Source organism: Kribbella sp. NPDC050124 (assembly GCF_044460355.1).
Classification (GTDB): Bacteria; Actinomycetota; Actinomycetes; order Propionibacteriales; family Kribbellaceae; genus Kribbella.
This window is the reverse complement of the sequence record NZ_JBITJU010000021.1, coordinates 34,552-54,890: the sequence shown is the minus strand read 5'-3', so window position 1 is coordinate 54,890 and position 20,339 is coordinate 34,552. Positions and strand designations below refer to the sequence as shown.

The window sequence follows — 20,339 nt, the reverse complement described above, 5'->3', positions numbered from 1 at the left end:
GGTGGCGCCAGCCAGTTGGCGACCCACGGACACGCGCCTCCCCAACTGGACGGAGCCGGGCTCAGGGCAGACCCGCCTCGCTCTCACCGACAGAAGCCCCGTTTTCGCCTGCCGGAACGATGCCGTGACCGGGTGGAACCGGTGTGTCATCGCGCCGACCGACAGCCGTGAACCCTACCAGCCACGACCCGCCCTGGAGGAGTCCGATCCCAGCAGCCGAAGGTTAAGAATCCCCGCGCTCGCCGCCGCCGATCACAACGAGCGGCGCCACCACCGGCTACGGCATCCGCCGACACCGTCCGATGAGCGGAATCCCCTCGTGGGATCAGCCGACCGAGTTGGCTCTAGGAATTGAAAACCATTATCGTTTTCGATTGCCTGTCCACCCCGAGGGAGTGAGGTCCTCGTATGTCCAGTTCGTCGTTGAGCCGTCGCGGCTTCCTCGGTCTCGCAGCAGCCGGTACGGCGGCCACCGCCCTGCCCGGCTGCGGAGGCGGCTCCTCCGGATCGTCGACAATCGGACAACCGCGGTCCGGCGGCCGGTTGCGCGCCGCGTTCTCCGGCGGCGGCGCGGCCGAGGTGCTCGACCCGCACCAGACCAACCTGTACGTCGAGATCGCCCGGACCAAGGCGCTGTACGACAAGCTCGCCGACTACGGCTCGGACATGGCGCCGCAGCCCCGGCTCGCCGAGAAGTGGGAACCAAGCGCGGATCTGCGGACCTGGCGGATCACACTGCGCCAGGCGACCTTCCACAACGGGCAGCCGGTCCGGCCGGCCGACGTACTCGCGAGCTTCGCCCGGATCGTCGAGCCCGGCTCCACCCGGCGGGCGAAGTCGGCGTTGTCGGTGATCGATCTGGCGAACAGTCGCGCGATCGGTGACCGCACGATCGAGTTCCGCCTCGAACGCCCGTACGGCGAGTTCCCGAACGCGCTCGCGACCCTCGGGACCTACATCGCGCCCTCCGGTACGCCGGACCTCGCGAAGCCGGTCGGGTCGGGGCCGTTCCGGTTCCGCTCGTTCGAGCCTGGCCGGAGCTTCGTGGCCGAGCGCAACCCGGACTACTGGGACGGAGCGCCGTACATCGAGGAGTTGCAGCTGCTGATCAGCAACGACGAGGCCGCCCGGGTCAACGCACTGCTCGGCAAGCAGGTCGAGTACGCGCACGACCTCACGCCGACGAGCGCCCGTACGCACGAGAAGGCCGTGCGGATCCACCGGCTGCCGCTGAGCAACTTCCACGGGCTGGCGATGAAGGTCGACCGGCCGCCGTTCAACCAGCCGGAACTGCGGCAGGCCATGTTCCACCTGATCGACCGGGACGAACTGATCCGGTCCGTGCTGCACGGATCGGGTGAGCTCGGCAACGATCTCTACGGCAAGAACTACCGGTACTACGCGGCGGGTCTGGCGCAGCGCGGTCAGGATCTGGACCGAGCGAAGGCGCTGCTGAAGCAGGCCGGCGCCGAGGGCCTGACCATCGACTTCGACACCTCGGACGCGTCGACCGGACTCAAGGAGGCCGCGCTGGCGATCAGCGACCAGGCGCGCGCGATCGGCTTGAACCTGAACGTCAAGCTCGGCAACAAGGACACCTACTGGGCCGACATCGCGAAGAACGGCGTGCTGGCCGGCTATCGGTCCGGAGCGATGCCGCTCGAGTCGCATATCTCGCAGCGCTTGCTGACGACCTCGACCACCAACAACACGCAGTGGCGGCGGCCGGACTTCGACAAGTTGTACTACGAGGCCCAGTCGACCACCGACGAGGACGAACGCGCCGACCTGTATCTGCGGATGCAGCAGCAACTGTTCGACGACGGCGGCTTCCTGTGGTGGGGCGTCTCGGACTGGATCGTTGCCTCGGCCCCCGCAGTGGGCGGCGTCGACGACAAAGCGCCGGCGAACACCTTGAACTGGGCGCGGTTCGACAAGGTCTGGCTGGCGTGACCCGGTACGTCGTCAATCGGCTGCTGCTCGGTGTCGCCCAGGTACTGGTGGTGATGAGCGGGATGTTCTTCCTGACCGAGGCGCTGCCAGGTGATGCGGCGGTGACGATCGCCGGGGACAACCCGGATCCGGCGGTGATCGCGGCGCTGCGGGAACGGCTGGGGCTGGACGAGTCATCCTGGCATCGGCTGGGCGACTGGTTCGTTGCGGCGCTGCATGGGGACTTCGGTCAGTCGCTGGTCGGACCTCGTTCGGTCGTCGGCATCATCGCGACTGCGGCTGGTCCGACGGTGTTGCTGGCTGGGCTGACCTTGGTGTTGCTGATCCCGCTGTCGGTCGGACTCGGGATGCTCGCGGCGCATCGTGAGGGCGGACGGCTGGATCGGGTCATCACCGGCAGCACGCTCGGGTTGTACTCGGCGCCGGAGTTCGCGATGGGGATCCTCGTCGTCACGGTCTTCGCCGTGAGGCTCGGCTGGTTTCCTCCGACAGCCGTCGGTACATCGATCGGCAGCAATCCCGCCGTACTCGTGCTGCCCGTCTTGGTCTTGCTGCTGCGGCCGGTCTGCTCGCTGAGCCGGCTGATCCGCGCGGGCATGATCGACGCCCAGCAGTCCGGCTATGTCCGGCACGTGCAGAGAATCGGATTGTCTGCAATCCGCATCCGGCTGCTGCACGCGCTCCCCACCGCGATCGCCCCATCGGTCCAGCAGTTCGCCCGGACCACCGATTGGCTGATCGGCGGCGTGATCGTCATCGAGGCGATCTTCGTCATCCCCGGCCTGGGGACCGCCCTTGCCGAGGCCGTCGCCGCCCGCGACCTGCCGGTGGTCCAGGGTCTGGCTGTGGTTCTGGCGACGACCACAGTGCTGGTGAACCTGGCCGCCGACATCGCGGCCCGTGTCCTCGCACCCGCCGCGGAGGTGGGGCGATGATGCGCCGGCTCACCGGCTATGTGCTCCCCGGCGCGCTGGTCACCGTACCGCTGTTGCTGGCGCTGGCCGGGCCGCTCGTCGCATCGGGAGACACCGCGAAAGACGTGCCGTTCAGTCTCGGCGGCGGGCATTGGCTCGGTACGGACTTCGTCGGCCGGGACGTGTGGAACGAGGTGTTGCTCGGCGGCCGTTCGCTGATCCTGATCGCCGTCGCCGCGACCGCGTGCACCTACCTGGCGGCGGTGCCAGTGGGGCTGGCGGCGGGGATGACCCGCAACCGGGTGCTCGACGAGGTGCTGATGCGGCCACTCGACCTGCTGCTCGCGGTGCCGTCGATGCTGATGCTGCTCCTGCTCGTGTCGATCGCCCCACACTCGCCGTGGGTGCTCGCCGCGGTCGTTGCTCTGATCAACATCCCCGACGTGGTGCGGATCAGCCGGGCCGCCGCGCTCGCGTTGTCCGCGCGGCCGGCCGTCGAGGCGATGCGACTGCAGGGCGAGAGCCGGATCCGGATCGGACTCGGGTACGTCGCCCGGTCGATGCGCCGTACCCTCGCGGCCGACCTCGGCACGCGATTCACTGGTGCGACGTACCTCGTCGCCTCGGCCAGCTTCCTCGGGGTCGGCATCTCGCCACAGGCCGGCGACTGGGCGGCGATGGTCGATCGCAACCGCGGCGGATTGTTCGTCCAGCCGTGGGCGGTCGTCGTCCCGGCACTGCTGATCGTCATGCTGGCCGTGGGCGTGAACCTCCTGTTCGACCGGATTCTGCGAGCGGAGGCCCGGTGACCGTCGCCGTTGTCAACAATCTGACCATCCGCATCGACGATCGTTCGATTGTCGACAATGTCTCGTTCAGCCTGACCTCTGGCAGCGTCACGGCCCTCGTGGGTGCATCCGGCAGCGGCAAGACCACGACCGCGCTGGCGCTGCTCGGTGAGCAGCCCGCCGGGGCAACCGTCACGGGTGAGGTGCACGTCGACAGACCGGTGGGGTACATGCCGCAGCAACCTTCGTCGGCGTTGAATCCGGTCCGGCGGGTCGGCGCCGTGCTGCGGGAGATCGCGCGGCTGCACGTCCCTCGCCCGCGGGTCCCGCAACGCGTGCTGCAAGCGTTGCAGCAGGCGCAACTCCCGGACGGCGAACAACTGCTGAAGCGATATCCGCATCAGCTTTCCGGCGGCCAGCAGCAACGCGTCGTCCTCGCGCACCAGCTCATCGGCAGGCCGAAGGTCCTCATCGCCGACGAACCGACCACGGGACAGGATGCGTTGATCCGGCGCCGGCTCGCTGGGGAACTGCGTGCGGTCGCGGAGCAAGGTATCGCGATCCTGCTGCTGACCCACGACCTCGGGCTGGTCCGGATGCTCGCCGATCACGTGCTGGTGATGAACGCCGGCGCGATCGTGGAATCCGGGCCGGCCGGCGACCTTCTCGCCGTACCCAGGCATCCCTACACCCAGCGACTGGTCGAGGCCGAGCGAATCGCAGCTGCGCCGTCGCCGTCGCCGTCACCGGCTGACCGGCAGGAGCCGACGGTGACCGTCCGCGACCTGGTTGCCGGACACCGGCGAGTGGACACGTTGCACGAGGTGTCGATGGAGATCTGGCCCGGCGATCGGCTCGCCGTCGTCGGGCGGTCGGGCAGCGGGAAGACCACGTTGGCCCGGTGCATCGCCGGCCTGCATCCGCATGGCGACGGTGAGATTCTGCTCGGCGCCACTCCCCTGTCGCCACTGCTCCGGCAGCGAACCCGGGAGCAGCTCGCCCGGATTCAGTATGTCCATCAGGACACGCGCGCGTCGTTCAACGAGTTCGTCCCGGTGCTCGACCAGGTCGCGCGGACGGCTGAGCGGTTGCGCGGTGTGCAACGCGCGGTCGCCCGCAGGCAGGCGCTCGACGACTTGGACAGGCTCGGAGTGCCGGAGCACGTGGCGACCCGGCTACCGCGATCGCTGTCCGGCGGCGAGCTGCAGCGGGCAGCCCTCGTACGGGCCGTCCTCGCGCGACCGGAGCTGCTGATCTGCGACGAGATCACGTCCGGCCTCGACACCGTGACGCAGGCGGAGCTGCTCGACGTACTCGGCACGCTGCAGGTACGCAGCGGTTGCGCACTGATGCTGGTCACCCACGACCTGTCCGTCGTGGCCGGCCTGATGGACCGGGTCACAATCCTGGACGACGGCCGGATCGTCGAGCAAGGCGCCACGGCGAAGGTCCTCGCCAATCCCGCCCACCTGGTCACCCGCGCTCTGGTGACCGCCTCGACGATGGAGGAGAGCCTTGCCCCTACCCGCTGAACACCAGCTCGGCCCGTACGTCGTCCGGACCGCTCGGCGCGAGGACATCGACGGGGCGCGCTCGGTGATGCTCGACACCTTCTACCACGTGTTCGGGCACGGGTACGTCCCGCGCTGGCACGCCGACGTCGTCGATCCGGGCCGGGCGTACTTCGAGGATCCCCGACAGCGGCTGTTCGTCGCCGTACTGGACGACGAGGTGGTCGGGACTGCCGCCGTCCGCGCCGACGGCCCGAAAAGCCCGCCGCACGCACCCTGGATCGCGGAGCGGTACCCGTCCGGCACGACCGCTCAGATCTTCCGCGTCTACGTCCGGCCCGAGCACCGCCGTCACGGCCTGGCCCGAGCTCTCGTCGACCTCGCCTGCCGGTTCATCGCCGACACACCCGGCTACAACACGATCTACCTGCACACCAACGCGGCCGTGGAGGGCGCCGAACCCTTCTGGCGCACCATCGCCACACAGGTCCACGACGGCCGCGTAGACCCCCACCACAGCCCCGCCGTCCACTTCGAAATCCCGATCCCCAGGACCACCTGACACCCAAGGCAGCCGAATCGAGTCGGCGATCAGTGCTCGTGCACGTGATCGCCGTGCTGGAAGTGCCTGTGCCCGTCGTGAAGGTGATCCTCGTGGTCGCCGTGCTGAACGATCTCGCAGCCGTCGCCGGCGCTGTGTGCTTCTCGGTGGCCGGCGTGCACCTCGGCCTCGGGGTGGCGTTCAGCTCCGTGCACGTGGTCGACATGGTCCTCGTGGTCGACTGTCTCGCACCCGTCGCCGGGAAGGTGCTCGTGATCCGCAACCTCGGTGTGCGTGGTCATTTCCGACTCCCTCCACGGGGTATGGCTCGGACCCTCTCAGGCTCCTCCCACCTGCGCGGCGGGGCAATGCCCGGGCCTGACAGCGCCCGGCAGAACCGAGGATGCGCGGAGAAGGCCTGATGAGTCAGCATCGGCCGCGGTGAGGTGATACGGTCAGGTGTCCGCTCCGCAGGAGTGCGCGATCCCCGGCCCCTTGTGGTCCGGGGCTTCGTTTGCCACGGACGTGGGCTGTTAGCTCAGTTGGTTAGAGCACCTCGTTTACACCGAGGGGGTCGGGGGTTCGAGTCCCTCACAGCCCACCAGGTTCCCACCTGCTCGCCGCGCGGCGCTGGGCGGAGGATCCGAGGAGCCTCGCCATGCCCAGCGCCGCCCACCCAAGCCAGGTCGATCCGCTGGCCTATGGCTTCCCGCCCAGACTTGCCAGGGCCTGGGCGTAGTCGTCGGGGTTTCGGGCCTCGGGAATCGGGTTCACCACGGACCACCGGATCACACCGGACCGGTCCACGACGAAGGTGCCGCGGAGGGCGCAGCCGCGGTCTGCGTCGAAGACGCCGTACGACGACGCGATCGCCCCGTGCGGCCAGAAGTCGGTGAGCAGCCCGAACTCGAGTTTCTGGGCCTCCGCATAGGCCCGCAGCGTGAACATCGGGTCGCAGGAGATGGCCAGGAACTCCGCTGCCGCGAGCAGGTCGGGCCGGTCCCGCAGCGTGGTCAGCTCACTCGTGCACACGCCACTGAACGCGTACGGGTAGAACACCAGCACGACGTCGCGCCGGCCGCGGAAGTCGGTCAGCCGGACCTGTTCGCCGTACTGGTTCCGGGCGGTGAAGTCCGGTGCCCGGCTGCCGACGGCAGGGGTCACCGGACGGTCACCGGCTGCCGCGGGCCGACTTGGGCACCACCAGCTTGGTCGCCGACCAGTCGTCGGTGACGGTCAGGCTGCTCGTGGTGGCGAGTCCGGCCGTCGGGGCGGCCTCGGCGATGTCGCTGGCGTCGACGTATCCGTCCCGGCCCACCTTCGGGGTCAGCAGCCACACCACGCCGCCGGCCTTCAGGTCGGTCAGGATGTCGAAAAACGCGTCGACCAGGTCGCCGTCGTCCTCCCGGAACCAGAGCAGGACTGCGTCCACGACCTCATCGGTGTCCTCGTCGACGAACTCCTCTCCGGTGATTTCCCGGATCGCGTCGCGGAACTCGTCGTCGCAGTCGTCGTCGTAGCCGATCTCCTGCACGATCCAGCCGGTCTCCAGGCCGAGCCGGGAGGCCATGTTCGGCCCTCCGCTCTTGCCGTCCGCGTGGTCCGCGGTCGCGCTCACGTGTCCTCCTCCGTGGTCCCCGCTTGCCCGGGGGTAGGCGTCAGTAGCGATAGTCCATCGTGGCCTACCGCGTCGCGCAAGTATGCACGAGGGTTCCGTGACGTGTCCGGTATCCGCGTGGTGGGTCCGGCGCGTGTCCGGTGGGAACACGCCGGGACGGCCAGAATCGGGCCCCTGTGGAAGGCGAAGTAGAACGCATTCCGAACAGGTGACAGGATTGCAGGGAAGAGCAACCAGAGAGAACGGCAGGACACCGTGGCTTCCGGACACGAACCACCAGCCATCATCACCGAGGGGATGCCCACCCAGCTCCCCGACATCGACCCCGACGAGACACGGGAGTGGGTCGAATCGCTCGACGCGGTCCTGGACGAACGGGGCAAGGCGCGAGCGCGCTACCTGATGCTCAAGCTGATCGAGCGAGCCCGGGAGCGACAGGTCGGAGTGCCCGCGCTGCGGAGCACCGACTACATCAACTCGATCCCGCCCGAGCGGGAGCCCTGGTTCCCCGGCGACGAGCACATCGAGCGGCGGATCCGCGCCTTCATCCGGTGGAACGCCGCGGTGATGGTCAGCAAGGCCAACCGCAAGGGCCTGGAGGTCGGCGGCCACATCGCCACCTACCAGTCGGCGGCGAGCCTGTACGAGGTCGGGTTCAACCACTTCTTCCGCGGCAAGGACCACCCCGGCGGCGGCGACCAGGTCTTCATCCAGGGCCACGCCTCCCCCGGCATGTACGCGCGCGCCTTCCTGGAGGGCCGGCTGTCCGCGGACCAGCTGGACGGCTTCCGCCAGGAGGTCTCCCGCGGCCCGCACAGCGGACTGTCGTCGTACCCGCACCCGCGGTTGATGCCGGACTTCTGGGAGTTCCCGACCGTCTCGATGGGACTGGCCGCGCTGAACTCGATCTACCAGGCCCGGTTCAACCGGTACCTGCACCACCGCGGCATCAAGGACACCAGCCAGCAGCACGTCTGGGCCTTCCTCGGCGACGGTGAGATGGGTGAGCCGGAGTCGCTCGGCGCGATCGGCCTGGCCGCCCGCGAGGAGCTGGACAACCTCACCTTCGTGATCAACTGCAACCTGCAGCAGCTGGACGGCCCGGTCCGTGGCAACGGCAAGGTGATCCAGGAGCTGGAGGCGTACTTCCGCGGCGCCGGCTGGAACGTGATCAAGGTGATCTGGGGCCGGGAGTGGGACAACCTGCTGGCGCAGGACCACGACGGCGTGCTGGTGCACAAGATGAACACCACGCCGGACGGCCAGTTCCAGACCTACTCGGTGGAGTCCGGCGAGTACATCCGGAACAACTTCTTCGGCGGCGACCAGCGGCTGCAGGCGATGGTCCGCAACCTGTCCGACGAGGACCTGCGCAAGCTGCCGCGCGGCGGTCACGACTACCGCAAGGTCTACGCGGCGTTCAAGAGCGCCACCGAGCACGTCGGGCAGCCGACGGTGATCCTGGCCCAGACCATCAAGGGCTGGACGATCGAGGCGCTGGAGGGCCGCAACGCGACCCACCAGATGAAGAAGCTGACCTCGGACGACCTGAAGGCCTTCCGGGACCGGCTCTACCTGCCGATCGAGGACAAGGACCTCGAGGACGCCTACAACCCGCCGTACTTCCACCCCGGCACGGACTCGCCGGAGTACCAGTACATGATGGAGCGGCGCAAGCAGCTGGGCGGTTCGCTGCCGGAGCGCCGGGTGACCCCGAAGACCTCGCTGAAGCTTCCTGGTGACGACGTCTACAAGCCGCTCGGCAAGGGCAGCAACGCGCCGGTGGCGACCACGATGGCGCTGGTCCGGCTGTTCCGCGACCTGATGAAGGACCCGGAGGTCGGTCCCCGGATCGTCCCGATCGCGCCCGACGAGTACCGCACGTTCGGTATGGACTCGATGTTCCCGACGGCGAAGATCTACTCGCCGCACGGGCAGCAGTACGAGGCGGTCGACCGCAACCTGCTGCTGTCGTACAAGGAGTCCGAGCAGGGCCAGCTGCTGCACGAGGGCATCAGCGAGGCCGGTGCGATGGGCTCGATGATCGCGGCCGGCACGGCGTACGCGACGCACGGCGAGCCGATGATCCCGTTCTACATCTTCTACTCGATGTTCGGGTTCCAGCGGACCGGTGACTCGCTCTGGGCGTTCGGCGACCAGCTCGGCCGGGGCTTCCTGGTCGGCGCGACCGCCGGGCGTACGACGCTGACCGGTGAGGGCCTGCAGCACGCCGACGGCCATTCGCCGCTGCTTGCCTCGAGCAACCCGGCCGCGGTGCACTACGACCCCGGCTTCGCCTACGAGGTCGCGTACATCGTGAAGGACGGCCTGCGCCGGATGTACGGGTACGGCCTGGACAAGGACGCGCCGTACGGCGAGGACGTCTTCTACTACCTGACCGTGTACAACGAGCCCGTTCCCCAACCAGCAGAGCCGGCCGATCTTGATGTCGCGGCGCTGCTGAAGGGCATGTACCGGTTCAGCGAGTACGAGACGGCCGAGGGCGACGACGTACCGCGGGTCCAGCTGCTCGCGTCCGGTGTCGCGCTGCCGTGGGTCCGCAAGGCCCAGCAGATCCTCGCCGAGGAGTACTCGGTGGCCGCCGACATCTGGTCGGTGACCTCGTGGAACGAGCTGCGCCGGGACGCGATCGCGGCCGAGGAGCACAACCTGCTGCACCCGGACGAGCCGGAGCAGGTGCCGTTCGTGACCGAGCAGTTGAAGGACACCAGCGGCCCGGTCGTCGCGGTCAGCGACTTCATGCGCTCGGTGCAGGACCAGATCTCGCGCTGGGTGCCGAACGACTACACCTCGCTCGGGACCGACGGCTGGGGTCTGGCCGACACCCGGGCGGCGGCCCGGCGGCACTTCCACGTCGACGCTGAGTCGGTCGTGGTCGCGACGCTGGAGATCCTGGCCAAGCGCGGTGACGTGAAGCCGGAGGTCGCCGCCGAGGCGGCCCGCAAGTACCGCATCGACGACCCGACCGCGGTCGCCGGCGTGAAGCAAGAGGGCGCCGGCGCCTGACACCTGGGAAGCCGCTCACCCCGTTCGGGGTGGGCGGCTTTCCTGTGTGCGGACCCAGTGGATCCGGCGGCACACCGGCGTACGACAAACCTCGTAGCCGGCTGCCTGCGCAGGTTGCGCATTCCGTCCGACGCGGCAGGCGGCCCCCGGTCCCTACCGTCGGTGACATGACTGGCGTAAGCATTGCTCTTCTCGCGGGGACGGTGTCCACCATCCTCTTCGCGTCGAGTGCCATGCCGATGGTGATCAAGGCGGTCCGGACCCGCGACCTGAAGTCGTACAGCCCGGCCAACCTGGTCCTCGCCAACGTCGGCAACGCCGTCCACTGCATCTACGTGGTGCACCTGCCGCCGGGACCGATCTGGGCCCTGCACGGCTTCTACGTCGTGACGTCCGCGGTGATGCTGCTGTGGTGGCTGCGCTACCACACCGGCTACCACGCCCGCTACCAGGCAACGCACCGCGGCGTCGCACGAGACGAGCGGAGGCTCGCGTGATGAACACCGAAAGTGTCGAGACCGTCATCATCGGCGCCGGCCAGGCCGGACTATCCACCGGCCACCACCTGCGCAAGCGGAACAAGGAGTTCCTGATCCTGGACGGCAACGCCCGGGTCGGGGACCAGTGGCGGGCGCAGTGGGACACGCTGCGGCTCTACACGCCGCGCAAGTACGACGGGCTGGCCGGGATGCCGTTTCCCGGCACGCCGTGGTCGTACCCGACCAAGGACGAGGTCGCCGACTACCTGGCGTCGTACGCCGCCAGGTTCGACCTGCCGATCCGCAGCAGCACCCGGGTCGAGAAGCTCGAGGCGTACGGCGACCGGTACGCCCTGACCACGAGCACCGGCACCATCCACGCCGACAACGTGGTCGTTGCCACCGGCACCTTCGGCAGGACGCCGTACCTGCCGGACTTCGCCGTCGACCTCGACCCGGCGATCCGGCAGCTGCACTCGAGCGAGTACCGCCGGTCCGAGCAGCTGAAGGACGGCCCGGTGCTGGTCGTCGGCGGCTCGCACTCCGGGACGGACATCGCCTACGAGGTCGCGACCAGCCACCCGACCGTCCTGTGCGGCCGCGACCCGGGCCAGATCCCGGTCCGGCTGGACAGCCTCGGCGCGCACGTGTTCTTCCCGGTCTTCCTGTTCGTCGGCAAGCACGTGGTCACCCGGCGGACCCCGATCGGCCGGAAGGCCAAGGAGGACATCCGGTTCCACGGTGGTCCGATGCTCCGGGTGAAGCGGTCCGACCTGCTCGCGCGGGGGGTCGAGCGGGTCCAGGACCGGGTCACCGGGGTCCGGGACGGGCTGCCGGTGCTCGGCGACGACCGGGTGCTGGACGTGGCGAACGTGGTCTGGGCGACCGGGTTCAAGCAGGTCTTCGACTGGATCCGGCTGCCGATCTTCGGCGCTGACGGCTGGCCGGTCGAGGAGCGCGGCGTGGTCACGGACGCGCCCGGGCTGTTCTTCTGCGGGCTGTCCTTCCAGTTCGCCTTCAGCTCGATGGTGCTGCCGGGGGTCGGGCGGGACGCCGCGTACGTCGCCAAGCGCATCGCAGCCCGATCCGGCCGGAGCCTTGCCGCGGCCTGATTCGGCGCGCATGCTCGCGAGTGGGGGCGTGTGATGGGGATTGTTGACGATCTCGAGAGGGCCCGGGCGGCGTTCGAACGGCGCGAGTGGGCGGCCGCTTACGACCGGCTGACCGCCACCGGCGCGGACACCGCTCTGGGCCCGGACGACCTGTTGGCGCTCGGCACCGCGGCCTACCTGGTCGGCGACAACGACGCCTGTGTCCGGGCGCTCCAGCGCGGCTACCGGCTGCAGGTCGACCACGGGGAGGTCCCAGGTGCGGTCCGGTTCGCCTTCTGGCTCACGCTGGTGCTCAGCCTCCGAGGTGAGATGGCGGTCGCCGGCGGTTGGGCTGCCCGGGCCGAGCGACTGCTGGCCGACTACCCCGAGGACGTGGTGGAGCGGGGTTACCTGCGCCTGACCGCGTTCTTCCGCCATCTGGGCCAGGGCGACTTCGCCGGCGCGGAGCGCGCGGCCAGTGACGTCACCGCGGCGGCGCGCCGGTTCGGGGATCCTGATCTGCTGGCGGAGGGCCTGATCGCGCAGGGCCGGCTGCTGCTGTACATGGGCCGGGTGCCGGAGGGGCTGGCCCGGATGGACGAGGCGATGGTCGGCGTCGCCGCCGGGGAGGTGTCGCCGATCGTCGCGGGCAACGTGTACTGCGCGATGATCGAGGGCTGCCAGGAGGTGCTGGACTTCGACCGCGCGTCCGCCTGGACGACTGCGCTCACCCGCTGGTGTGACAGTCAGCCGGATCTGGTCCCGTACACCGGGCAGTGCGCCGTACACCGAGGTCAGATCCTGAGGCTGCGTGGAGCCTTCGGGCCGGCATTGGACGAGTTCGAGCGGGCCTGCAAGCGCTACGCGGATTCCGGAGCGCAGGCGGCCGCCGGGCTCGCGCTGAGCGAAGCCGGCGACGTGCAGCGGCTCCGGGGCGACTACACGGGGGCAGAAGCCTCCTACGAGAAAGCAGCCGGCTACGGGTATGAGCCACAGCCGGGCCGTGCGCTGTTGCTGCTCGCCCGCGGCCGTACACCGGGAGCCGTTGCGACCGTGCGGCGGTTGTTGTCCGAGGCCGGTGATCCGGTCCACCGCGCACGACTCCTGCCGGCGGCGGTGGAGGTCTTCCTGGTCGGCGGGCACCTCGAGGAGGCGGTGTCGGTCGCAGCCGAGTTGAGCGACGTCGCGGGCCGCTTCGGCTGTTCGGGACTACGCGCGATGGCGGCGTACGGCGAGAGCCTCGTGGCACTCGCGACCGACGAGCCGGAGCGCGCGCTGCCGCCGGCGCGGTCGGCGACTCAACTGTGGAGTGGACTGCAGGCGCCGTACGACGTCGCGCGGTCGAAGGTGCTGGTCGGACGGGCGTTCCGGCTGCTCGGCGACGAGGACTCGGCGTCGGCGGAGCTGGCCTCGGCCGTGCGTACCTTCGAGGAACTCGGCGCCGCGCCCGCCCGGCAAGAGGTCGAGCGGCTGCTGCACCGCGAGACGGCCGGCGGGCTGACCGGACGCGAGCTCGAAGTGCTCCGGCTGGTTGCTTCGGGCAACAGTAATACCGAGATCGCGCAGCGGCTGGTGCTGAGTGACAAGACGGTCGCCCGGCATCTCACCAACATCTTCACCAAGCTCGACGTACCGTCGCGGACCGCGGCAGCCGCGTACGCGCGCGACCACGACCTGCTCTGAAACGCTCTCTGGAGGGAATCGGTTCACTCTCACGGGTGAGGTCCGCAAGCGGCGCGCGGTGGATGCTCGGCAGAGTGAACACGACTGAGCGCCCCGTCCCCCGGTGGGCCTACCGGCTCGCCCACGCGATCCCGCTGATGACGCTGCCGTCCGGCCTGTGGCGGCTAGGGCTGGTCGCCGGGTCGTCGATGGGTGTCCTCGACGACGCCGGCCACCCGATCTACGTGGTCGACACCGGCGAGAAGATCTACATCGTCTTCCTGTCGATCTTCTCCGAAGCGGTCGCCCTGATCGCCTTCGGCCTGGTCAAGCCGTGGGGTGAGGTCGCGCCGCGCTGGATCCCGTTGATCGGCGGCCGCCGGGTCAACCCATGGGCCGCCATCGTCCCAGCGATCCTGGGTGCGCTGTCCCTGATCGCGATCTGGACCTACGGCTTCCGCGACGCCTTCACAGGCGACTTCCTGCCGTTCGCCAACGCCGGCTGGGCAACCCTGATGATCGCCTGCTACGCCCCGCTCCAACTCTGGGGCCCGTCCCTCCTCGTCCTCACCTGGGCGTACTACCGCCGCCGGGTCAGCGCGCGCGTGGCCGTGGTTTCAGCGCGGTAGCCGGCAGCGTCGGGGCAGGCAGTGCGGCCCCGTCGTAGCCGGGCACCATCGGGAAGCGGTCGGTGCCGCCGGCGGCGATCGCTTCCTGCCAGGCGTCGCGGGCGGCGACGATCTCCTCGTGGGTGCGGCCGATGAAGTTCCACCACATCACCAGCTGCTCCTCGAAGGGCTCGCCGCCGAGCAGCAGGAACCGGACACCGTTGTCGGAGGCAACCAGCTCGACGGACTCCCGCTCGGACCCGAGGTAGACCATCTCCCCGAACGACGGCGCCAGCTCCCCGACACTGAGCGATCCGTCGACGACCATCACGGCGTACTCGTTCGAAGGTGTCAGCGGGAGCGTCAGCGTGCGCCCCGGGTCGATGGTGATGTCCGCGCCGACGAGCGGGGTGTACGCCGGAGCCGGTGAGGTCACCCCGGCCACGGTGCCGACCATCACGGTGGCCCGGGCGCCGTCGAAGTCGATCATCGGCAGGTCGGCGTACGCGTTGAAGGCGGGCGGCGTCGTCGTACGCACGGAGTCCGGCAGGGCGACCCAGAGTTGCGCGCCGTGCAGCATCGGCGGCGCGTCCGGGCTCGACACCTCGGAGTGCGCGATGCCGTTGCCGGCGGTCATGATGTTCAGCTCGCCCGGGCGGACCATCGCGTGCGACCCGACGCTGTCGCGGTGCTCGATCTCCCCCTCGAACAGCCAACTCACCGTCTGCAGGCTGGTATGCGGGTGCGGCGGGACCTGCATGCCGCGGTCCCCCGGCACGTCGTAGGAGTCGACGCGACGGCTGATGTCGTCCGGCCCGTAGTGGTCGACGAAGCACCACGCGCCGACCATCCGGCGGTTCTTGTTCGGCAGCAACCGCCGTACCTTCGTCGTCCGGCCCAGGATCACCTCCCGCGGCTCGAGGAACTCCAGCACCGGTCCCCCGTCGCCACACACACTCACGATCTCCGCCGGGTCCTTCTCCAGATCGCTCATGCAAGAAATCTAGCCCGGCGAGTCCGCACTACACAGGGTGGAAGGTCGTGGTCAGTCGTCCGTCCGCATCGATCTGGTGCAGGGCAAGGCCGGGCGGGACGTCGCCGAGGGTCCGCGGGCGCTGGTCCGGGTCGATCGCGAGGGTGGACGCGATGCCGGGTGCGCCGAGCACGGGGATGCCGTCGAGGGACGACGCCAGCGCAGTGTGCACGTGGCCGCAGAGGATCGCGATCACTGGTGGCAGGCGGCGGCACCGCTAGCTGGCCCAGCTGAGCAGCTTCTCCTGATCCCAGGTGTTGATGACGCGGTCAGGGGTGACGCCGCAGTCCTCGGCGCGTTCGCAGCCGTACACCTGCCAGTCGAGCTGACCGGGCGCATGCGCGTCGGTGTCGATCGAGAAGACGCAGTCCATCTCGACCGCGAGGGACAGCAGCCGCTTGGGCGGGTCCAGGCGCTCCGGCCGGGAGTTGATCTCGACCGCCGTACCGAACTGCCGGCACGCCTCGAACACGACCTCGGCGTCGAACTCGGACTCCGGGCGCGTCCCCCGGCCACCGGTGATCAGGCGGCCCGTGCAGTGGCCGAGGATGTCGACGTGCGGGTTCGCGATCGCCCGGACCATCCGCTCGGTCATCGGCCCGGCCGCCATCCGCAGCTTCGAGTGCACGCTGGCGACGACGAGATCGAGCCGGGCCAGGATCTCGCTGTCGCAGTCGAGCGAGCCGTCCTCGAGGATGTCGACCTCGATGCCGTTCAGGATGGTGAACCCGTCGAGCTCGTCGGCCAGCTTCTTGTTCAGCTCGGCGACCACCTCGAGCTGCTGGAGCCGGCGTTCCCGGGACAGTCCGTTGGCGACCTGGAGCCGGGCGGAGTGGTCGGTCAGGGCCATGTACTTGTGCCCCAGGCGGTACGCCGTACGGGCCATCTCCTCGATCGGGCTGCCGCCGTCGGACCACTCCGAGTGCAGGTGCAGGTCGGCCTGCAACACCTCGCGCATCCGCTTGCCGGCCGTGGTCAGCTCGCCGGCCGCCTCCTCCAGCTTGACCAGGTACGCCGGGGTGCTGCCGTCCATGGCCTCGACGATGACGGCCTCGGTCTTCGGCCCGATCCCCGGGAGCTCGGTCAGCGTCCCGGCCCGGCGACGGGCCCGCACCTCGGCGGCAGGCAGCGCGGCGATCGTGTCCGCCGCCCGCCGGTACGCCTTCACCCGGTGGGTCGGCTGCTGGTCGCGCTCCAGGTAGTACCCGATCGCCCGCAGCGCCGCGATCGCATCCGCCACGCCCGCTTTGTCCGTCATCTCCCCATCATGTCAGCGGCTATGGTCGAGGCGTGGTGAAGAAGGGGCATCTCGCGCGGGCCGAGCGGCTGCAGGCGGCGACCGGTGCGCTGGCCACCGCGGCGATGGCGGCGATGGACGAGAAGCTGCCCTGGTTCGGCAAGCTGTCCGCGCAGGACCGGTCCTGGATCGGTCTGGTCGCCCAGTCCGGTATCACCGCGTTCGTCGACTGGTTCCGCGATCCCGAGGCGCACTCGTCGATGCCGACCCGGATGTTCGGCTCGGCGCCGCGGGAGTTCACCCGGGTGATCTCGCTGCACCAGACCGTCGAGCTGCTGCGCACCACGATCGAGATGATCGAGACCACCATCGGCGATCTGCTCCCCGCCGAGGACGTGCCAGTGGTCCGCGAGGCGATGCAGCGCTACGCCCGCGAGGTCGCGTTCGCCGCCGCCACCGTCTACGCGCAGGCCGCCGAGATGCGCGGCGCCTGGGACGCCCGGCTAGAAGCCCTCGTGGTCGACTCGGTGATCCGCGGCGAGGCCGACGAGTCGGTCCGCTCCCGCGCCTCCGCCCTCGGCTGGACCGGAGCCGGTACGACGGGATCCTCGGAGGTCACCGTGGTCGTCGGCCGGGCCCTGGAGTCGGAGCCGGGCAGCGCCAACGTCGCCGACCTGGTCCGGCACGCGGCCCGGGAAGCCGGTGCTGACGCTCTGTGCGCGATGCAGGGCGACCGGCTGGTGGTGGTACTCGGTGGTACGAGTAAACCTGTCGAGATCGTACAAAACCTGGCCCAATGGTTTGGACCCGGCCCGATCGTCGTCGGGCCCGTGGTGAAAGACCTGATGGCCGCGGTGACGTCCGCCCGGGCGGCCGTCGCCGGTCTCCGCGCGGCGCCTGCCTGGCCAGCGGCCCCGCGACCCGTGCAGGCCGACGAACTACTCCCGGAGCGATCACTCTCCGGAGACGGCCACGCACGTCGGCAACTAGCTTCCGACGTTTACGGCCCGCTCACAATAGGCGATGGCGTGCTGCTCGACACAGTCTCGGCGTACCTGGACTCGGGTGGTTCCATCGAGGCGACCGCTCGCGCGCTGTTCATCCACCCGAATACTGTCCGGTACCGGCTGAAGCGTGTGGGCGAGATCACGGGCTACTCGCCGCTCAACTCCCGCGACGCTTTCACATTACGTGTCGCACTGGCGTTGGGGCGCCTGCTCAACCCCGAGCCGGGAAGCACCGTTTTGTAGGATTCCCACAAAGACGGGCCGGTAGAATTCGTGCTGCATTCCGGCCCACGGACGGCCCGGCTCAGGGAGAGTTGTCACGTGCTCGTCATCGTCGCGCCCGGTCAGGGTGCCCAGACCCCAGGTTTCCTCGAGCCGTGGCTGGCCGATCCCGCGTTCGAGAGCCGGCTGAACTGGCTCTCCGCGGTGGCCGGTCTCGACCTCGCCCACTACGGCACCAAGGCCGACGCGGACGCCATCCGGGACACCGCGATCGCGCAGCCGCTGCTGGTGGCATCCAGCATGCTGGCGGCGCTGGCGGTCTTCCCGCACCCGTCCGACGCGTTCACCAAGGTGGGCGCCGTCGCCGGCCACAGCGTCGGTGAGATCGCGGCCGCGGCCGGCACCGGCGTGCTCAGCGCCGAGCAGGCGATGGTGCTCGTCCGCGAGCGCGGCAAGGCGATGGCCGCCGCCTCGGGGCTGACCGCGACCTCGATGACCGCCGTCCTCGGTGGCGACCGGGACGAGATCCTGGCCAAGCTGGCCGAGCACGGTCTGACCGCCGCGAACGACAACGGCCCCGGCCAGATCGTCGCCGCCGGCACGGTCGAGGAGTTGGCCGCGTTTGCCGAGGACCCGCCGGCGAAGGCCCGGCTGATCCCGCTGTCGGTGGCCGGCGCGTTCCACACCAAGCACATGGAGCCGGCCGTCCAGACGCTGGCCAAGTACGCGACCGCGATCAGCACCCACGACCCGCGGACCAGGCTGATCTCGAACCGCGACGGCCAGGTCGTGCACGACGGCCGCGAGGCGCTGAACCGGCTCGTCACCCAGGTCAACTCCCCGGTCCGCTGGGACCTGTGCATGCAGACGATGGCCGACCTGCAGGTGACCGGCATCCTGGAGCTGCCGCCGGCCGGGACGCTGACCGGGATCGCGAAGCGCGCGCTGAAGGGCGTGGAGACCTTCGCACTCAAGACTCCGGACCAGCTGGACGACGCCCGCGCGTTCGTCGAGAAGCACGGCAGCCCGTCCGAGATCGACGCCTCGCCGACCTGGCGGCTGCTGGTCGCGCCGATGAAGGGCACCTTCAGCCGCGCCGGGCAGACCCCGCGCGAGGCCGGCGACACGGTCGAGGCCGGCGAAGTGGTCGCGAAGGTGCAGAGCCTGCGCGACGAGCTCGACATCCCGGCGCCGCACGGCGGCATCGTGGTCGAGTGGCTGGTCGAGGAGGGCGACCCGGTCTCCCCCGGGCAACCCCTGGTCCGCTTGCACCCCAACGGAGGCAACTGATGAGTGTGCCAATCACTCCTTCGACGGGTACGACGTACGCCGGGGTGCTCGGCATCGGGTCGTACCGGCCGCGGCGCGTCGTGCCGAACTCGGAGATCCTGGAGCACATCGACTCCAGTGACGAGTGGATCCAGACCCGGTCCGGGATCAAGGAGCGGCGCTGGGCCAGCGACGACGAGACCGTCCTGATGATGTCGGTGCACGCCGCCAAGGACGCGCTGAAGGACTCCGGGATCGACCCGGCCCAGATCGGCTGCGTGATCGTCTCCACCGTCACGCACCTGTACCAGACCCCGGCGATCGCGACCCGGATCGCCGTCGAGGTCGGAGCCCCGACCGCGGCCGCGTTCGACGTCTCCGCCGCGTGCGCCGGCTTCTGCTACGGCATCGCGCTGGCCAACGACATGGTCCGCGGCGGCAGCGCGAAGTACGTGCTGGCGATCGGCGTCGAGCGGCTCAGCGACCTCACCGACCGGACCGACCGCAGTACGGCGTTCATCTTCGCCGACGGCGCCGGAGCCGCGGTGGTCGGACCGACCGAGGAGCCGGGAATCGGCCCGGTGGTGTGGGGCTCGGACGGCACGCAGTACCAGGTCATCAGCCAGAAGGAGTCCTGGCAGGAGGCGGCCGGCAGCTACAACTGGCCGCACCTGCGGATGGACGGCAACCCGGTGTTCCGGTGGGCGTCGTTCGAGATGGCGAAGACCGCGCAGCAGGCGCTGGACGTGGCCGGCGTGAAGGCCGAGGACCTCGACCTGTTCGTGCCGCACCAGGCGAACATGCGGATCACCGACGCGATGCGGCGGGCGCTCAAGCTGCCCGAGCACGTGAAGGTGGCCCGCGACATCGAGCGGCAGGGCAACACCTCGGCCGCGTCGATCCCGCTCGCGATCACCGCGATGCGCGACAGTGGCGAGGCGAAGAGCGGCGACCTGGCCCTGATCATCGGGTTCGGCGCCGGGCTCGTGTACGCCGCCCAGGTGATCCGGGTCCCGTAGTACCCCAGTTGTCCGGGGCGGCTCAGGTGGCCGGCCCGGCCGTGCAAGCAAGAGAATCCGAAAGGGAAACCAACAGATGGCCAGCACCGAAGAGATCCGTTCCAGCCTCGCCGAGATCGTGAACGAGATCGCCGGCATCCCGGTCGAGGACGTCCAGCTGGACAAGTCCTTCACCGACGACCTCGACGTCGACTCGCTCTCCATGGTGGAGGTCGTGGTGGCCGCCGAGGAGAAGTTCGACGTGAAGATCCCCGACGACGAGGTGAAGAACCTGAAGACCGTCGGCGACGCGGTCGCGTTCATCGAGCGCGCCCAGAACGGCTGACCAAGCCCCGTTTTCGCTGGCCGATGCTCGCCGGA

20 protein-coding genes and 1 tRNA gene are annotated in these 20,339 nt (G+C 69.6%); 15 read left to right on the top strand and 6 right to left on the bottom strand.

Annotated elements, in window-relative coordinates; translation table 11 throughout:
• Positions 1-408: 408 nt before the first annotated feature.
• Genes ACIBL3_RS35075 through ACIBL3_RS35055 form a run of 5 tightly spaced genes read left to right on the top strand, consistent with a single transcriptional unit; the run spans position 409 to position 5,728 of the window.
• Complete coding sequence (locus tag ACIBL3_RS35075) at positions 409-1,953, top strand: ABC transporter substrate-binding protein (RefSeq protein WP_396358163.1); 1,545 nt, start codon at positions 409-411, stop codon at positions 1,951-1,953.
• Positions 1,950-2,888, top strand: a complete 939-nt coding sequence (locus tag ACIBL3_RS35070; protein WP_396358162.1) for an ABC transporter permease — start codon at positions 1,950-1,952, stop codon at positions 2,886-2,888. The genes ACIBL3_RS35075 and ACIBL3_RS35070 overlap by 4 nt, the downstream gene beginning before the upstream one ends.
• Entirely contained in the window at positions 2,885-3,676 is a 792-nt protein-coding gene (locus tag ACIBL3_RS35065) for an ABC transporter permease (RefSeq protein ID WP_396358161.1), read from the top strand. Before ACIBL3_RS35070 ends, ACIBL3_RS35065 begins: the two co-directional genes overlap by 4 nt.
• Positions 3,673-5,187 (top strand): ABC transporter ATP-binding protein, encoded by a 1,515-nt coding sequence (locus tag ACIBL3_RS35060; protein WP_396358160.1) that lies wholly within the window; start codon positions 3,673-3,675, stop codon positions 5,185-5,187. The genes ACIBL3_RS35065 and ACIBL3_RS35060 overlap by 4 nt, the downstream gene beginning before the upstream one ends.
• Positions 5,171-5,728, top strand: a complete 558-nt coding sequence (locus ACIBL3_RS35055) for a GNAT family N-acetyltransferase (RefSeq protein WP_396358159.1) — start codon at positions 5,171-5,173, stop codon at positions 5,726-5,728. Before ACIBL3_RS35060 ends, ACIBL3_RS35055 begins: the two co-directional genes overlap by 17 nt.
• Positions 5,729-5,757: 29 nt before the next feature.
• On the opposite strand, the gene ACIBL3_RS35050 is transcribed toward ACIBL3_RS35055, so the two are convergent.
• Positions 5,758-6,009 (bottom strand): hypothetical protein, encoded by a 252-nt coding sequence (locus tag ACIBL3_RS35050; protein WP_396358158.1) that lies wholly within the window; start codon positions 6,007-6,009, stop codon positions 5,758-5,760.
• Between the two features lie 225 nt (positions 6,010-6,234).
• On the opposite strand from ACIBL3_RS35050, the gene ACIBL3_RS35045 reads away from it, so the two are divergent.
• A tRNA-Val gene (locus ACIBL3_RS35045) sits at positions 6,235-6,311 on the top strand.
• A gap of 95 nt (positions 6,312-6,406) precedes the next feature.
• Here the strand turns inward: ACIBL3_RS35045 and ACIBL3_RS35040 are convergent.
• Together ACIBL3_RS35040 and ACIBL3_RS35035 are read right to left on the bottom strand one after the other, a co-directional pair.
• A complete protein-coding gene (locus ACIBL3_RS35040) occupies positions 6,407-6,871 on the bottom strand; it encodes a peroxiredoxin (RefSeq protein WP_396358157.1) in 465 nt (154 codons plus the stop codon).
• A gap of 7 nt (positions 6,872-6,878) precedes the next feature.
• On the bottom strand, positions 6,879-7,325 hold the full coding sequence (locus tag ACIBL3_RS35035; protein ID WP_360520867.1) for a DUF3052 domain-containing protein: 447 nt from the start codon (positions 7,323-7,325) through the stop codon (positions 6,879-6,881).
• Positions 7,326-7,622: 297 nt separating this feature from the next.
• Between ACIBL3_RS35035 and aceE the strand changes: the two genes are divergently transcribed.
• From aceE to ACIBL3_RS35010, 5 genes are all read left to right on the top strand, one after another.
• Complete coding sequence (gene aceE / locus ACIBL3_RS35030) at positions 7,623-10,352, top strand: pyruvate dehydrogenase (acetyl-transferring), homodimeric type (protein WP_396358276.1); 2,730 nt, start codon at positions 7,623-7,625, stop codon at positions 10,350-10,352.
• Between the two features lie 167 nt (positions 10,353-10,519).
• Positions 10,520-10,849, top strand: coding sequence for a hypothetical protein (locus ACIBL3_RS35025; RefSeq protein WP_396358156.1), 330 nt, complete (start codon positions 10,520-10,522; stop codon positions 10,847-10,849).
• Positions 10,849-11,943: a flavin-containing monooxygenase gene (locus ACIBL3_RS35020; protein ID WP_396358155.1), complete on the top strand. Its 1,095-nt coding sequence runs from the start codon at positions 10,849-10,851 to the stop codon at positions 11,941-11,943. Before ACIBL3_RS35025 ends, ACIBL3_RS35020 begins: the two co-directional genes overlap by 1 nt.
• Before the next feature lie 33 nt (positions 11,944-11,976).
• The gene (locus ACIBL3_RS35015) at positions 11,977-13,605 is read left to right on the top strand and encodes a LuxR C-terminal-related transcriptional regulator (protein ID WP_396358154.1); all 1,629 of its coding nucleotides are present in this window, start codon (positions 11,977-11,979) and stop codon (positions 13,603-13,605) included.
• Between the two features lie 74 nt (positions 13,606-13,679).
• Positions 13,680-14,213 (top strand): hypothetical protein, encoded by a 534-nt coding sequence (locus ACIBL3_RS35010; protein ID WP_396358153.1) that lies wholly within the window; start codon positions 13,680-13,682, stop codon positions 14,211-14,213.
• On the opposite strand, the gene ACIBL3_RS35005 is transcribed toward ACIBL3_RS35010, so the two are convergent.
• From ACIBL3_RS35005 to ACIBL3_RS34995, 3 genes are read right to left on the bottom strand one after another with little or no spacing between them, the layout of a single operon-like run.
• On the bottom strand, positions 14,179-15,186 hold the full coding sequence (locus tag ACIBL3_RS35005) for a pirin family protein (RefSeq protein ID WP_396358152.1): 1,008 nt from the start codon (positions 15,184-15,186) through the stop codon (positions 14,179-14,181). The genes ACIBL3_RS35010 and ACIBL3_RS35005 overlap by 35 nt on opposite strands.
• A gap of 28 nt (positions 15,187-15,214) precedes the next feature.
• Complete coding sequence (locus ACIBL3_RS35000; protein ID WP_396358151.1) at positions 15,215-15,421, bottom strand: hypothetical protein; 207 nt, start codon at positions 15,419-15,421, stop codon at positions 15,215-15,217.
• Between the two features lie 21 nt (positions 15,422-15,442).
• Positions 15,443-16,483, bottom strand: coding sequence for a PHP domain-containing protein (locus tag ACIBL3_RS34995; RefSeq protein WP_396358150.1), 1,041 nt, complete (start codon positions 16,481-16,483; stop codon positions 15,443-15,445).
• A gap of 32 nt (positions 16,484-16,515) precedes the next feature.
• On the opposite strand from ACIBL3_RS34995, the gene ACIBL3_RS34990 reads away from it, so the two are divergent.
• From ACIBL3_RS34990 to ACIBL3_RS34975, 4 genes are all read left to right on the top strand, one after another.
• Positions 16,516-17,712, top strand: coding sequence for a PucR family transcriptional regulator (locus tag ACIBL3_RS34990; protein WP_396358149.1), 1,197 nt, complete (start codon positions 16,516-16,518; stop codon positions 17,710-17,712).
• A 78-nt stretch (positions 17,713-17,790) separates the two neighbouring features.
• Positions 17,791-18,981: an acyltransferase domain-containing protein gene (locus ACIBL3_RS34985; RefSeq protein ID WP_396358148.1), complete on the top strand. Its 1,191-nt coding sequence runs from the start codon at positions 17,791-17,793 to the stop codon at positions 18,979-18,981.
• Positions 18,981-19,979, top strand: coding sequence for a beta-ketoacyl-ACP synthase III (locus ACIBL3_RS34980; protein WP_396358147.1), 999 nt, complete (start codon positions 18,981-18,983; stop codon positions 19,977-19,979). Before ACIBL3_RS34985 ends, ACIBL3_RS34980 begins: the two co-directional genes overlap by 1 nt.
• A gap of 76 nt (positions 19,980-20,055) precedes the next feature.
• The gene (locus ACIBL3_RS34975; protein WP_130380551.1) at positions 20,056-20,304 is read left to right on the top strand and encodes an acyl carrier protein; all 249 of its coding nucleotides are present in this window, start codon (positions 20,056-20,058) and stop codon (positions 20,302-20,304) included.
• Positions 20,305-20,339: the final 35 nt, after the last annotated feature.